This is a genomic window from Stenotrophomonas sp. OVS01A, assembly GCF_019969775.1.
Lineage (GTDB): Bacteria > Pseudomonadota > Gammaproteobacteria > Xanthomonadales > Xanthomonadaceae > Stenotrophomonas > Stenotrophomonas indicatrix.
In genome coordinates this window covers 1,633,216-1,647,252 of the sequence record NZ_JAHXYV010000001.1, presented here as the reverse complement: position 1 = coordinate 1,647,252, position 14,037 = coordinate 1,633,216, and the positions used below count along the sequence as shown (strand labels likewise).

The 14,037-nt window shown below is 67.0% G+C and carries 14 protein-coding genes; 4 read left to right on the top strand and 10 right to left on the bottom strand.

Annotation, left to right across the window (positions count from 1 at the left end; genetic code table 11):
• Window positions 1–9 precede the first annotated feature (9 nt).
• A complete protein-coding gene (locus LC407_RS07745) occupies window positions 10–444 on the bottom strand; it encodes a hypothetical protein (protein WP_223482558.1) in 435 nt (144 codons plus the stop codon).
• Window positions 445–554: 110 nt separating this feature from the next.
• Between LC407_RS07745 and LC407_RS07740 the strand changes: the two genes are divergently transcribed.
• Both LC407_RS07740 and LC407_RS07735 read left to right on the top strand, forming a co-directional pair.
• On the top strand, window positions 555–878 hold the full coding sequence (locus LC407_RS07740) for a hypothetical protein (protein WP_139784894.1): 324 nt from the start codon (window positions 555–557) through the stop codon (window positions 876–878).
• A gap of 117 nt (window positions 879–995) precedes the next feature.
• Entirely contained in the window at window positions 996–1,532 is a 537-nt protein-coding gene (locus LC407_RS07735; RefSeq protein ID WP_223482557.1) for a DUF411 domain-containing protein, read from the top strand.
• Between the two features lie 42 nt (window positions 1,533–1,574).
• Here the strand turns inward: LC407_RS07735 and blaL1 are convergent, their stop codons facing one another.
• The 4 genes from blaL1 to LC407_RS07715 all read right to left on the bottom strand — a co-directional run bounded on the left by blaL1 (window position 1,575) and on the right by LC407_RS07715 (window position 6,425).
• Entirely contained in the window at window positions 1,575–2,444 is an 870-nt protein-coding gene (gene blaL1 / locus LC407_RS07730; RefSeq protein WP_223482556.1) for a L1 family subclass B3 metallo-beta-lactamase, read from the bottom strand.
• Window positions 2,445–2,537: 93 nt separating this feature from the next.
• A complete protein-coding gene (locus LC407_RS07725; protein ID WP_223482555.1) occupies window positions 2,538–4,964 on the bottom strand; it encodes a TonB-dependent receptor in 2,427 nt (808 codons plus the stop codon).
• A 70-nt stretch (window positions 4,965–5,034) separates the two neighbouring features.
• Window positions 5,035–5,895 (bottom strand): FecR domain-containing protein, encoded by an 861-nt coding sequence (locus LC407_RS07720; protein WP_025874429.1) that lies wholly within the window; start codon window positions 5,893–5,895, stop codon window positions 5,035–5,037.
• Complete coding sequence (locus LC407_RS07715) at window positions 5,892–6,425, bottom strand: RNA polymerase sigma factor (RefSeq protein WP_105164146.1); 534 nt, start codon at window positions 6,423–6,425, stop codon at window positions 5,892–5,894. The genes LC407_RS07720 and LC407_RS07715 overlap by 4 nt, the downstream gene beginning before the upstream one ends.
• A 209-nt stretch (window positions 6,426–6,634) precedes the next feature.
• Here LC407_RS07715 and LC407_RS07710 point away from each other — a divergent pair, with 209 nt between their 5' ends.
• Complete coding sequence (locus LC407_RS07710) at window positions 6,635–6,901, top strand: hypothetical protein (protein ID WP_105164145.1); 267 nt, start codon at window positions 6,635–6,637, stop codon at window positions 6,899–6,901.
• A gap of 14 nt (window positions 6,902–6,915) precedes the next feature.
• The gene (locus LC407_RS07705) at window positions 6,916–8,094 is read left to right on the top strand and encodes a low temperature requirement protein A (protein ID WP_223482554.1); all 1,179 of its coding nucleotides are present in this window, start codon (window positions 6,916–6,918) and stop codon (window positions 8,092–8,094) included.
• Between the two features lie 23 nt (window positions 8,095–8,117).
• On the opposite strand, the gene LC407_RS07700 is transcribed toward LC407_RS07705, so the two are convergent.
• From LC407_RS07700 to mgtA, 5 genes are all read right to left on the bottom strand, one after another.
• Window positions 8,118–8,633 (bottom strand): DUF1697 domain-containing protein, encoded by a 516-nt coding sequence (locus LC407_RS07700; protein WP_059064288.1) that lies wholly within the window; start codon window positions 8,631–8,633, stop codon window positions 8,118–8,120.
• The gene (locus LC407_RS07695; RefSeq protein WP_223482553.1) at window positions 8,630–9,271 is read right to left on the bottom strand and encodes a response regulator transcription factor; all 642 of its coding nucleotides are present in this window, start codon (window positions 9,269–9,271) and stop codon (window positions 8,630–8,632) included. Before LC407_RS07695 ends, LC407_RS07700 begins: the two co-directional genes overlap by 4 nt.
• Complete coding sequence (locus LC407_RS07690; protein ID WP_223482552.1) at window positions 9,264–10,322, bottom strand: ATP-binding protein; 1,059 nt, start codon at window positions 10,320–10,322, stop codon at window positions 9,264–9,266. The genes LC407_RS07695 and LC407_RS07690 overlap by 8 nt, the downstream gene beginning before the upstream one ends.
• A 162-nt stretch (window positions 10,323–10,484) precedes the next feature.
• Window positions 10,485–11,222: an MgtC/SapB family protein gene (locus LC407_RS07685; RefSeq protein ID WP_059064285.1), complete on the bottom strand. Its 738-nt coding sequence runs from the start codon at window positions 11,220–11,222 to the stop codon at window positions 10,485–10,487.
• 25 nt (window positions 11,223–11,247) lie between these two features.
• Window positions 11,248–14,007 carry a magnesium-translocating P-type ATPase gene (gene mgtA, locus LC407_RS07680; RefSeq protein ID WP_025874437.1) on the bottom strand — a complete coding sequence of 920 codons (2,760 nt, stop codon included), beginning with the start codon at window positions 14,005–14,007 and terminating at the stop codon, window positions 11,248–11,250.
• Between the last annotated feature and the right edge of the window lie 30 nt (window positions 14,008–14,037).

Below are 14,037 nucleotides of genomic sequence, written 5' to 3'. Positions count from 1 at the left end.
GCGCCGATCCTACAATTGCTCGTTGTCGCTCAGCACGATGCTGCCATCCAGCAGCACCGGCACCATCTGGGTCCAGCCCTTGGCGTTGTAGTCGAGGCTGACCAGGTACACCCAGCCGCGCGCTGCGTCCTCGCTCTGCGGCGCAGCGCCGGCGGCGAACCGCTGCAGGCTTACCTCGGAGACCACGAAGTCATCGCCGGGATAACGCAGGCGCGCGTGGGCCAGTGCTGCCGCCGCAGCTTGATGCACCGACAGCGGCGGCTCGGCGCGCGCCGGGTCGAACACGGGAAGCGTTCGCAACCGCGTCCCGCTTACCTGCCAGCGCTCATGGGTGTCGTCACCATCGCCGCTGAACAGCACGGTCCATTGGCGTTCGCCTGCCATGGCGGGAGCGCTAAGCAACGCGGACAGCAGGAGGGCAGCAGAGGCGAAGCGGGCAGGCATGGAAAGGCTCCAATGAACGTCATGCATGATGACAGCAGGCAGCGGCGACGGGCGCATCGTGCGTCGGCTATCATCAGCCCGTGGATATATCCGGCCTGCTGCTGCGACTGATGCTGCTCCTGACCCTGGTGCTCAATGCACCGGCGCTGGCGCTTGCCTCGGGCGGCATCAACGGTCAGTCCGGCGGTGGTCATTGCGATGGCCCCCACGAGATCGCCGGCGCTGCGATCTCTGTCACGCCCACCTGCTGCGATGAATGGGAGGCAGCCGCGTGCAGCAGCGAGGGCTGCGAGTGCGTGCCGACGAGTGTGGCCATGCTGCCGACATCGGCAAGCCTCGCTGCATGGCCGCTGCGTGCAGTGCCCGGCGACGCGCTGCCGCCGGCTCATCCCGCGCCTGCGCTGCCTCACCTGATTCGTCCGCCGATCGCCTGATCGCGCGCAGGTTGCGTACCTGCCGTCCTGCAGTACCCCTCATCTACTTGACCCACGCGCATCCGTCGCGTGGATGGCAGGCGCCCGCGCCTGCGATTGCAAAGGAAAACCTGATCCATGAACCGCATTCTTTCCCTGAGCCTGTTACTCACCCCCGTTCTGCTGGCCACCGCCTGCGCGCGTGCCTCCGAAGAGGCCGTGTCCTCGCCCGCAACCGCAACCGCCTCGGCGGTCGAGGCGACGGCCGGAGCAACGATCTACCGGGAGCTTCCGTTGGCCATCGTGCACAAGACGGCCAGTTGTGGTTGCTGTGGCGTGTGGGCCGACCACCTGAAGGCTGCCGGCTTCGCGGTTGAGATACGCGATACCGATGACATGCATCCGGTCAAGCAACGGCTCGGCGTACCGGCCGGCAAGGCGTCCTGCCATACCGCCGAGATCGGTGGCTATGTGGTGGAAGGCCATATTCCGGCCAGCGACATCAAGCGCCTGCTGAAGGAAAGGCCGACGGCGCGTGGCCTGGTGCTGCCGGGGATGCCGGCTGGATCACCGGGCATGGAAATGCCTGATGGCCATGTGCAGCCGTATACCGTGGAGCTGGTGCTGGCCGATGGCAGCACTCAGCCCTTCGCACAGCACGGGCAGGGTGGCTGACAAGGTGTGGCGGGCGCGGCGGCGGATCGCCGCCGCGCCTGGTCAACGCTGCTTTTCGCGTTGCTTCTTCAACTGCGCGTCGAAATTGCGTTCGGCCGAGTCGGCGTAGTCCTGGCAGGTCATTGCCTTGGCTCCTGCCGATGTGCCCGCTGCGTAGTTCCAGCCGCTGGCGCCGGGATGCGGAGTCAGCAGGACGTCGCAGGGCAGGGCGCGCACCGTGGCGAAGCTGCGGCGATAGTCCTCGATCAGGTGCGGGTAGCGCGGGTTGGCCTGCAGCTGATAGCCCGGCGCACTCAGGCTGTCGGCATAGACCATGCGCACCGGTTTGCCGCCCCGGGTGTCGGTCCAGGTCCAGGCGGTGCTGCCCGGGGTATGGCCGGGCACGAAGTGCGCGGTGAAGTCGACGCCACCGAGCGAGACCACCTCGCCATCCATGATGATCCTGTCCGCCGTTGCCGGTGGATAGGTGATGTCGTCGCCGAAGTGCAGGTCGTTGCTGCCGCCACGTGCCAGCAGTACCGCAGATTCGGCATTTGCGACGATCTGCGCAGCGGTACTGCGCTTGAGCGCAGCAACCGGGCCGGCGTGATCGGCGTGGGCATGGCTGAGCAGGATCAGGCGCAGATCCTGCGGCGCAACGCCGCGCGCTTTCATGTTGCGCAGCAGATGGTCGGCCATCTGCGGCATGCCGCCATCGAGCAGCACCGCGCCCTGCGGCGTCTGCACCAGCAGTGCGGTCAGGTCTTCGGTGCCGATCTGCCAGGTGTGATCGGCAATCTGCAGCGGCGCCATCGGCTGCAGCCAGGAGGCATCAACGGTGTAGGCACGCAGTTGCGGCAGCGCTGGTTCGGTGGCAGAGGCCGCAGCGGGAAGCAGGGCAGCGAGCGTGATGGCGAGGGTCTGCAAGCGCATGGGAGGGCACCGATGAAGGAGGCCCAGAAACTAGCATGGGCCTCCTTCGTCGCGTCACGTATAGAATTCATGGCACCCATAAGGCGCCATGTCTCAGTAGCGGTACTGCCATCCCAGCGTAAGCACTCGCCCACGCCCGGCGAAATAGCTCGGGTTGGATGGCGTGGTCTGCGAGTAGTAGGTGATGTACTGCTTGTTGGCGAGGTTCTGCACGCCCAGGATGAAACTGCTCTTGCCCAGCGCATAGCGGGCGACCAGGTCGACCGTGGTGTAGCCCTTGAAGCTGGCCACCGGCACGCCGCGCAGGTCGAAGTCGCGATCGAAGGCATGGCTGGCCTGCAGACGGGTGCTGAGCTGCGAGGTCCAGCCCTGTTCCCAGAACGCGGTCAGACGGTTCGGGGCGATGTTGACGCCTGCCAGATCGCTTTCCAGACGACCATCCAGGTCGGCGTCATAGCGGCCATTGGCGCGGGCATAGCCCATGCCGAGGTGGCTGTCACCCAGGCGCAGGCGCAGGTTGGTCTCGAAGCCTTCCACCCGCGTGGCCTGGCGCTGCACGTTGTAGGCATCAATGCCGGCGTCATAGACCAGTACCGAACCCAGCTTGGATTCGGAGGTGTAGTACGCGATATCGCCGCTGAAGCGACCATCGTCATATTCCAGTCCGATCTCTCGGTTGTCCGACACTACCGGCGACAGGTCCACCAGGTTGTCCACGCGCTGGCCATCGCGATTGATCGCGCGCAGCACGCGGCCAACATCGGCCACGGTGTAGCCCTCCGAATACGACGCGTAGGCATTGAGACGGTCATTGATGTACCAGACCGCGCCGAAGTTCGGCAGCGTCTCGCTCATCGTCGGCTTGCCGCCTGCCACCTTGCGTGCGCCGTAGCGGGGCAGGGTGGTGTAGTCGCCCACCTCCAGCTCGCCCTTTTCGTAGCGCAGGCCAGCGGACAGCATGACGTGGTCGGTGGGCCACCACTGCAGCTGCAACAGCGGCGACAGGCTCTGGTAGGTGGTCAGCGGCACCCAGTTCAGGCCACTGGCCAGCAGCACCTGGTGGGTGCGGTCACGCAGGCCATCCAGGCCCAGGGTGACGTCCAGCGACGTGTCGCCGATGCGGCGCCAGCTCTGGGTCAGCTTGAAGCCACGCTTGTCCGACTCGTTCTGGGTCTGGTCCCAGGCAGCGTTGGCACCCGTGTTGCCCCACGGATCCCACTGGCTGGCGCCGTAACGCCCTTCGAAATCAACCGCGAAGGCCTGCGCCAGGAACTGGCCGCCGAACAGATCGGCGTTGCTGTAGTCCAGGGTCAGCGAGCGTGAGCGGTTCATCGGCGGATCGAGCGGCGTATCGCCGGGCACCGACGTGGCCGGGCGACCGGTGCGGAAGTTGCCATCCACAGGCAGGTAATTGTCCAGGCCGCGCAGTTCGTAGCGGTTGGCCATCACCTGCAGGCGCTGGCCTTCGGCGATGTTCCAGCCAAGCTTCGCGAAGATGTTGCTAGAGGTCGAATCCATCAGTTCGCCCTGCGCATTGGTGCCGATCGCACGGCCGTCGCCGTCGTAGTACAGGCCCTGCCGCTCATGTGCCAGGCCGGCAACGAGGTCGAACTGTTCGCCGCGGATACCCACCAGTGCCGAAGCACGCTGGCCATCATCGTCGCGGCGGCGCGGCGAGGCGGCGGTGAGCGAAAGGCTGCTGTCCAGCAGGAAAGCACCCGGTTCGCTCGGCGCGCTGCGGGTGATGATGTTGACGATGCCACCGGTGCCGCCGATACCCTGCAGCGCGTTGGCGCCGTGGATCACTTCGATGCGTTCGATCATCGCCGGATCGATGGTATGTGAATCACGCGAACCATCGCGCAGCGGCGTCGACTGTGGCACGCCGTCAACCATGTACAGGATGCCGCGCCCGCGCATGCTTTCGCCATAGTTGGACATCTTCTCGCGTGCCGGAGCGAAGGCCGGGATCTGCGAGGACAGCACGCGTGACACATCCGAGCCCAATGCCAGCTGCTGCTGGACGTCCTCACGGGTGAGCACGGTGATGGTGTTTGGCATGGCGGTCTCGCCCTGCGGCATGCGCGCGGTGGACGCCGACACAGTCACTCTGCCAAGCGAGGTTGCGGCTGCCGGCGCTGGCGCAGTGCGCGGGCGGTCCGTGTTTGCCGCCGCAGCTGCCGTAGCGAGCGCGCTGCGGATCACGAACACGCCCGGCGAGCGTTCCTCGACGCTCAGTCCCTGACCGGCAATCAGCCGTTGCAGTGCTTCGCGCGGGGCATAGCGGCCGTCCAGCGCTGGCGCCTGGCGGCCGGCAACGCTGTCTGCAGCGAACAGCAGCTGGATGCCGCTCTGCCTGGCCACCGCATTGAGTGACTGTTGCAGCGGGGCGGCCGGAAGATGGACGTCCACCGCCGTGGGGGTGGACTGCGCCGCCGCCGGAAGGGCGGCGCACAGGCCGACGGCCAGCAGGGCAGGCGTCAGGCGGCGCAGGGCGGCGGGCAGGGCAATGCGGGTCATGCGGGGTCCTTCAGAGGGGTTCATGTAGCAGCCGTATGAGCAGGGCCATAACCCACCCTCGGTGCCGAATTCAGTGGCGTGCGGAGATGTGCACGCTGCCGTCGCCGCGGACGTGGACGGCGACGGGCAGGATCTCCGGCAGCAGCGCCAGCGCGGTGGCGGCATGGTCGCCATCGAACACGCCCGATACCTGCAGCGTGGCCAGTCCGGGTTCGTCCAGTACGATTGCGCCGTGGTGATAGCGCTGCAGGCTGCGTACCACCTCGCCCAGCGGGGCCTGCGCGAACTGCAGTCGGCCCTGCGTCCATTCCCCGCTGCCAGTGGCGATCGGCTGCGGCAGCTGGACCGGCCCTGTCCCTGCCAGCAGCTGCTGGCCAGGCTGCAGGTGCTGCTCGCCGTCACGGCCAGCAACGCGCACGCCGACCTTGCCTCGCCACAGGCGGACTTCACTGCGGTCACCGCGTCGCTCCACGTCGAACACCGTGCCGTAGTTGCGCACCTGCACGGGCCCGGCATCGACCTGGAACCGGCGCCAGCGCGAGGGCGCCACGTCGAAGCGGGCGCGTCCGGAGACCAGCACCGCGCGGCGCGAACGCAGATGGCTGCGCACCTGCAGATGGCTGCCCGCATCCAGCTGGATACGGCTGCCATCGGCCAGCAGCACGTTGCGACGTTGGCCGGTGACCGTCCGGTAATCGTGCTGTTGCCAGCCGGGATCGACAGCGTAAAGCCCGCCCAGTCCAGCCACCAGCAGCAGGCAGAGCGCAGCCCCGCCGATCTGCCGGCTGCGGTGGGGGCGATACAGTTGCGCCGGATCGGGTACCGGGAACAGTGCCTTGAGGGTGTCCCGATGTTGCTCCAGCAGACGATCAGGCGAAGGCGTGCCGGCCTTGTCCGGGAGTGGAGGGCGCGGGCGAGGGGGCGCTGTCACGTCAGCGCCCTCACCGGCAGCGCCTGCCGGCAATCGACCATCGCCAACCGCAGATGCCGCTCGACCGCCTTCAGGCCGATGCCCATGCGGCGGGCAACCGCAGCCTGCGGAACGTCATGGATCTTGTGCAGGATGAACACCTGGCGGCGTCGACAGGGCATCGCACGGATGACGTCGACAAGCCGTGCCAGTTCCTGCGCGGCAACGGCCTGTGTGGCCGGGCCGGCACCTTCGCAGGCCGCATCGGGCAGTTCGGCACGGGGTTCCACCCACTGGCGGCGCAGGTCTTCAGCACGGCAACGATCAACCGCAGCGTCATGCGCCATCCGTCGCAGCAGCGCCATCGGCTGCCGCACATCTGCCGGGGAGGGGCGTTCCAGCAGGCGTACGCAGACGTCGTGCACCACCTCGCGGGCCAGCCCGGGCGAGGCGAAGCGACGGCGCAGGTAATCCACCAGATCCTCGTAGTGGCGCACCAGCGAGGACACCAGCGGCAGCGCAGGTGGTGGGGAGGGCGGGGGCGTGGACATCCGGGGGAGGCAGTGCAGGCGGGAAGGGTGGGCCGCACAAGGCCAGCCCTGCGCGGTGCCACGATAGTAATGGGAACTGTTCGCATTTGCTATCAGGGTGCCCGGTGAGGGGATTGTTCGCCGCCCCCGGAAAGTGAATCCACGATCACCCTCTGCAGCGCACACTCGGCCGCAGATAGGCTGCATGGCAGCCATCGGGGAGAGTGACCATGCACGTGCTTCTGGTGATCGTCGGCGGGTTCCTGCTGCTGGCCGTCTTCGCGCTGTTCGGCAGGCTCTGGAGCACCGGTGGTTCGCAGCTGCCAACGGCGCTGCTGGCCTTCATCGGCACCTGGCTGCTGGTATCGGTGGCCAACATGTGGGTGGGGGTCAGCCGGGCAGGCTATACGGTGCGCGAGGAGTTGCCGATCCTGCTGCTGGTGTTTGCCGTGCCGGCGCTGGTGGCCGGTGTCATCTTCTGGCGGCTGGGCCGCTGAACCGAGGATCCGTGATGCCGGCAACGCCCCGTCTTCCTGCCCTGCGTCGTCGCGACGGCCATCATGCACGGGTGACCTACGAAGAACTGTTCTTCGACCTGGTCTATGTGTTCGCGGTCACCCAGCTCAGCCACCACCTGCTGCACCACCTGGGCCTGCTGGGCGTGCTGCAGACGCTGGTGTTGTGGTTTGCGGTCTGGCTTGGCTGGCAGTACGCGTGCTGGGTCAGCAACTGGTTCGACCCGGAGGCGCCGCGTATCCGTGGCCTGTTGTTCGTCACGATGCTGCTGGCGTTGCTGATGTCTTCGTCCATCCCGGAAGCCTTTGCCGGTCGCGCCTGGATGTTCGCCGGTGCCTACGCCACGATGCAGGTAGGGCGGACGCTGTTTGTGCTGCTGGAAGTAGGGCGCTCGCACCCGCTGGCCGCCAACTTCAGGCGCATGCTGGCCTGGGTCAGCGTTTCGGCCTGCTTCTGGCTGGCCGGTGCAGCGGTCGAGGGCAATGCGCGGCTGGCATTGTGGGCGGTGGCTGTCGCCTGCGAGTACATCTCGCCGATGTTCGGCTTCGCGTTTCCGGGCCTTGGCCGTTCGCGTACCCGCGAGTGGACCATCGAAGGTGGGCACCTGGCCGAGCGCTGCCAGTTGTTCGTGATCGTCGCATTGGGTGAGACGTTGCTGGCAACCGGCGGCGTGCTGAGCGAGGTGGAGCACTGGAGTGGCGCGGTGGTGTCGGCAGTGCTGGCGACCTTTGCCGGTACTATCGCGATGTGGTGGCTGTACTTCGGCATCTCCAGCCGCGACGCCACCGACACTATCACCCGTTCCGACGACCCGGGCCGCATCGGCGCCTACTTCCACTACGTGCACGCGCTGCTGATCGCCGGCATCATCGCTACCGCCGTCGGCAACGACCTGGTGATGGACGAACCGGAGGCGAGGGTGACCCTGCCGTATGCCGCGATGCTGGCAGCGGGGCCGTTGATCTACCTGCTGGGCAGCGCACTGTACAAGCGGGCGGTCTACGGCCGCGTGCCGCGCTCGCACCTGGTGGGGGCAGGGGCTCTGGTCGTGCTCGGCTTCGTGCTGCCATGGATGCACCTGCTGGCGGCAGGGTGGCTGACCAGCATCGTGCTGCTGGCGGTGGGGCTGGCCGATACACGGTTGAAGCGAAGCATTGCAGCGACGCGCAGTTAGGGGGCTGCCCGGCAGGCCTGAGCTCAGCGCAGCTCCGCAGCCATCGCCGCCAGTCGGCTCACGGTGTTGATGTTGCGGCCGGTTCCGTTTGCTGCGAAGGGGACGCGCAGGCGCGAACCGGCCATGCCATCGCCGTAGTGGATGAACAGCTCGCGCTTGCCGAGAGCGAGCTGTTCTTCGCCAATACCCGTCACGCCCTGCAGCGGGTCCTTCGGCAGCGCCGCATCGATGAACAGGGCGACGACACGGTTGCCGGCGGCGTCCTTGAACGGGTTGCGGGCGACCACTTCGGCCATCTCAGCAGCGGTACGCACCAGCACGCCGACCGGCTTGCCCGCATAAGCATGCAGGCTTTTCGCCAAACTGCCGCGCACACCCGCCTCGTCGAGCGTACTGCTGAACACGGCATTGCCGCTGGCGATATAGGTGCGGACGTCCCGGAATCCGGCGTTCTCGCACATCCGCACCAGCTCGGTCATCGGTAGCTTGCCGGTGCCGCCGACATTGACCGCGCGCAGCAGGGCCACGTAGGCGGTCATGGCGCAGCGGCCTGCAGCCGGTCGTACATGCGGACCAGATCGACCAGCGTGCGTGCTTCCATCTTGCGCATGACCTGCGCGCGACGCACCTTCACGGTGATCTCGCTGACCCCCAGGTCGGCGGCGATCTGCTTGTTCAGGCGACCGCGCACCACGCCGGCAACCACCTCGCGCTCGCCGGCGCTCAAGGTGCCCCAGCGCAGCTGCAACGCGCCCAGCGCATCACCCTCGCGGCGCCGCTGGCGATCGATCCCGATGCCCCTGTGGATCGCGTCCAGCAGTTCCTGGTCGCGGAATGGCTTGGTCAGGAATTCGATCGCGCCGTCCTTGATCGCATTGACGCCCATGGCGATGTCGCCGTGGCCGGTGATGAACACCACCGGCAGGTGCAGATCGTGGCTGGCCATGCTGCGATGGAAATCCAGTCCGCTCTGCCCGGGCATGCGCACGTCCAGCACCAGGCATGACGGAGCGTCGTCCCGCGGGTGGGCAAGGAATTCCCCGGTGGAGGCGAAGGCCCGCACCTGCAGGCCCATCGAGGCCAGCAGGTCCTCCAGCGCGGCGCGTACCGAGGCGTCGTCGTCGACCACGTAGACGATCGGTGACGGTTCAATAGGTGTTGTGGCGGGTTTACGCATGCGCAGCCTCCGTGGCCGTGGGCAGCTCGAAGATGAAGCAGGCGCCGCCACCGGGCGGTCGTTCGGCGCGGATATGGCCGCCGTTGGCTTCGATCATCGAGCGGCTAAGGCTGAGGCCCAAGCCGAGGCCGTTCGCCTTGGTGGTCCAGAATGCATCGAACACGCGGTCAGTCTGCTCCGAGGGCAGGCCGACACCGCGATCGCGCACGCTCAGGCTGACGTGGCCGCGACCATCGTACGCCGTCAGCAGGGACAGCCTGCGCTCGCTTACGGGCGTGTCCGACATCGCATCGACGGCGTTGAGGATGAGGTTGCCGATCACCTGCTGCACCTGCACGCGATCGGCGTGGGCGGGTGGCAGGTCGCTGCCCAGCACCAGCGCCACCGTCACACCATGCTGTTCCAGTTCGCTGCGCGAGAGTGCCAGCATTTCCTCCACGGCCAGGCTGAGGTCGAAGGCCTGGCGCTCTGGCGCGGCGCCTTGGGTCAGGCCACGGATGCGGGCAATCACGTCACTGGCGCGATGGGCGTCGGCGACGATGCGGGCGATGGTCTGGCGCGCCTTGTCCAGGTTCGGCGGTTCCTGGGCCAACCAGCGCTGGCTGGCTTCGGCGCTGCTGGCGATGGCCGCCAGCGGCTGGTTCACTTCATGTGCGATGGAGGTGGTCAGCTCGCCGACGGTGGAGGCGCGGGCCACCCGCAGCAGTCGCGCCTGTGCATCCTGCACCGCGGCCTTGGCCGCTTCCATCTTCAATGCCAGGTAGGTGGTGATGCCGATCACCAGCATGCCGATCGCTGAATTGACCAGGCCGATACGGTAGGTGCCGAAGCGGGTCAGGAAGAAGCTCAGGCCTGTCAATGCGATGCAGACTGCCGCAAGGGCGATGAGGCCGCGGGCGGGAAGCCGCCGCGACGCTGCCAGGATCACCGCCGCGTAGAAGCAGGCGGCAGCAACGGCGTAGTCGGTAACCGTATCGACCAGGAAGATGGCCGCCATCACGATGATCAGGGCCAGCACGACCAGTGGGCGGCGGGGCGACAACGATGGCATCGGGATAGCTCCCTGGCGTGGGTGGAAAGGATAGCAAAGCGCTGTTCAGTAGATGCCGACCTTGGTCGGCATGCGCCAGAGAGATGCAGGGTAGTGCCGGCCGCTGGCCGGCATCTGCAGAGTGTTCCCTCAGTTCATGAGGTTGCCGGCCAGCGGCCGGCACTACTCCTCCAGGCTGGCGTTCCAGAATCCCTGCAGCACGCCCGGCGTGGCGGCCAGCGTTGCCAGCACTGCATCCAGTTCAGCGCCATCGACCGTGGTGGCGTACAGCACCGCTTCGATCTCGACATCGCGCTCGCCGAACGGCCGCTGGTCGACCGCGCGTACCGGGTACTGCGCCTGCTCCAGCAACAGCAGCAGCCGGTCCAGCACTTCGGCCTGCTGCTCACGCTGGCAGACCACGTTGATGGCATAGGTGGCCTCGCTGAACGCTTCCGGCAGCGGCTGCCGCTGGATGCGGTTCACCACCGGCCGCAGCAGGGTGTTGGCAGCCAGCACGAACACCGCAGCCAGTACCGCTTCAGGCAGCAGCTTGATGCCGGCGCAGGCGCCGACCGCCGCCGAGCCCCACAGCGTGGCGGCGGTGTTCAGGCCCGACACCTGGGCGCCATCCTTCATGATCGCGCCGGCACCGAGGAAGCCGACGCCGGAGATCACGTAGGCCACCACATGCAGTGGCGACGGCGGCCCGCCGTACAGGTCGTGGAAGCGCACGGCCAGGTCGACGAACACCGCTGCACCCACCGCTACCAGCGTATTGGTGCGCAGGCCGGCAGTGCGCTGGCGGAACTGCCGCTCCAGGCCGATCAGCGCACCCAACACGAAGGCGACGGACAGGCTGATCAGCGAGCTGAGGGTGGCGCCCGCGTTGAACGCGGGCAGGTGGGGGTTGAAGTCCATGATGCGTCTCCCTGCGCCGGCGCGCTTACTGCCAGCCGTAGCGGCGGATGTAGAGCTTCTTCAGCGCGGTGGTCAGCACCGCATAGCCGAACAGGATCGCCACCAGGAACGGCCAGTAACCGGCCGGCAATGCCTGCAGCTTGAAGTAGCCAGCCAACGGGCTCATCGGCAGGATCACGCCGATGGCCATGATCGCCCCGGTCATCAGCAGCAGCGGCGGTGCGGCGATGCTCTGCAGGAACGGTACCTTGGGCGTGCGGATCATGTGCACGATCAGCGTCTGGGTCAGCAGCCCGACCACGAACCAGCCCGACTGGAACAGGCCCTGGTCGGCCGGCGTACGTGCATCGAACACGTACCACATCAGGGCGAAGCAGCTGAGGTCGAAGATCGAGCTGATCGGACCGAAGAACACCATGAAGCGGCCGATGTCCGCCGGGTTCCACTTCAGCGGCCTGCGCACCAGCTCCTCATCCACGTTGTCGAAGGGAATGGCGATCTGCGAGATGTCATACAGCAGGTTCTGCACCAGCAGCTGCAGCGGCAACATCGGCAGGAAGGGCAGGAACGCCGAGGCCACCAGCACCGAGAACACGTTGCCGAAATTGGAGCTGGCGGTCATGCGGATGTACTTGAGCATGTTGCTGAAGGTGCGCCGCCCCTGAATCACCCCTTCCTCCAGCACCATCAGGTTCTTTTCCAGCAGGATGATGTCGGCGGCCTCCTTGGCGATGTCCACCGCGCTGTCCACGCTGATGCCGATATCGGCGGCACGCAGTGCGGGAGCATCGTTGATGCCATCGCCGAGAAAGCCGACCACCTTGCCCTGCGCGCGCAGCTCGCGCACCAGCCGTTCCTTGTGCAGGGGCGTGAGGCGGGCGAACACGCGGTGCTCCTGCAGTGCACGCGCCACGGCAGCGTCGTCCATGCGCTCGATCTGCGGGCCGGTCACGATCGTGTCGGCGTCCAGGCCGACCTGGGCGCAGATCCGCGCGGTGACCAGTTCGTTGTCGCCGGTGAACACCTTCACTTCCACACCATGCGCGGCCAGCGCCTGCAGTGCGTGAGCAGCGGATTCCTTCGGCGGATCGAGGAAGGCCACATAGCCCACCAGGGTCAGATCCCGCTCGTCGGCCTGCGAGTACACAGTCTGGGTGGCGGCGGTCTCCTTCATCGCCACCGCCACCACCCGCAGGCCCTGTTCGTTCAGTTCCTCGGTGGTCTGCCGCACCCGGGCCAGGCGCTGCGCGTCCAGCGGCATGTCCCGGCCGTTCTCGCGCACGGTGCTGCACACCGCCAGCATCTCCTCCACCGCACCCTTGCAGATCAATTCGTGATGGTCCTCGCGCTCGGAGACCACCACCGACATGCGACGGCGCTCGAAGTCGAACGGAATCTCATCGACCTTGCGGTAGTCCTGCGACAGGCGCAGCGAGCTCTGCAGCTCCACATGCTCCAGCACCGCACGATCCAGCAGGTTGATCAGGCCGGTCTGGAAGTGGCTGTTGAGGTAGGCGAAGGTCAGCACATCCTCCGAATCCTGCCCGAACACATCGGTGTGCCGCTCCAGCGCGATCTTGTCCTGGGTGAGGGTGCCGGTCTTGTCGGTACACAGCACTTCCATCGCACCGAAGTTCTGGATCGCGTCCAGGCGCTTGACGATCACCTTGCGCCGCGACAGCAGCACCGCGCCCTTGGCCAGGGTGGAGGTGACGATCATCGGCAGCATTTCCGGGGTCAGGCCGACCGCCACCGACAGCGCGAACAGGAATGCTTCGGTCCAGTCGCCCTTGGTCCAGCCATTGACCAGCAGCACGAACGGCACCATCACCAGGGCAAAGCGGATCAGCAGCCAGCTGACACTGTTGACCCCGGCCTGGAACGCTGTCGGCGCGCGATCGCTGGCACTGCTGCGCTGGGCGAGGGTGCCGAAGTAGCTGGTGTTGCCGGTGGCCAGCACCAGTGCTGTTGCCGTGCCGGACACCACATTGGTACCCATGAACAACAGGTTGGCCTGTTCCATCAGGCCGGCGTCGGCGTTGCCCGGCTGCACGAACTTCTCCACCGGCAGCGATTCGCCGGTCATCGCCGCCTGTGCGACAAACAGATCCTTGGCGGCGAGCACGCGGCAGTCGGCCGGGATCATGTCGCCTGCCGACAGCACGATATGGTCACCCGGTACCAGAGCGCGGATCGGCAGGTCCAGCAGCCGTGCCGGCCGACGGCTGTGCAGCTGCGCGCCGAAATACTGGTCGGCCACCTCCGCCGCCTCGGTGCCCGCAGCGCGGCGCAGCACGCGGGCGGTGTTGCCTACCAGCGCCTTCAGCCGTTCGGCGGCGCGGTTGGAGCGCCCCTCCTGCACGAAGCGGATCAGGGTGGACAGCACCACCATCGCACCGATCACCACCGTCGCCTTGGCGTCTTCGGTCAGCCAGGACACGGCCGCCAGCACCGTCAGCAGCAGGTTGAACGGGTTGCGATAGCACTGCCACAGATGGCGCCACCACGGCAGCGGCTTCTCGTGATCGACCTCGTTGGGGCCGAAGCGCAGCAGGCGCTCTTCGGCCTCGTGCGGGCTGAGACCATCGACATGCGACTGCAGGGTGGCCAGCGCATCGGCTTCGCTGCCCTGTGCAAGCGCGAGCAGTCCAGCAGTGAGCGCGGTGGGCGCGGCCTGCGTGCTGCCACGGCCATACCCGGCTTCGGGCATCGCGCGACGACCGAACAGGTTGCCCGCGCGACGGCTGCGCAGGAAGGCGTTGAACCAGGCGTTGAGCAGGCTCATGGGAAGGTCCTCTTGGAGCGGCGCCGGGCG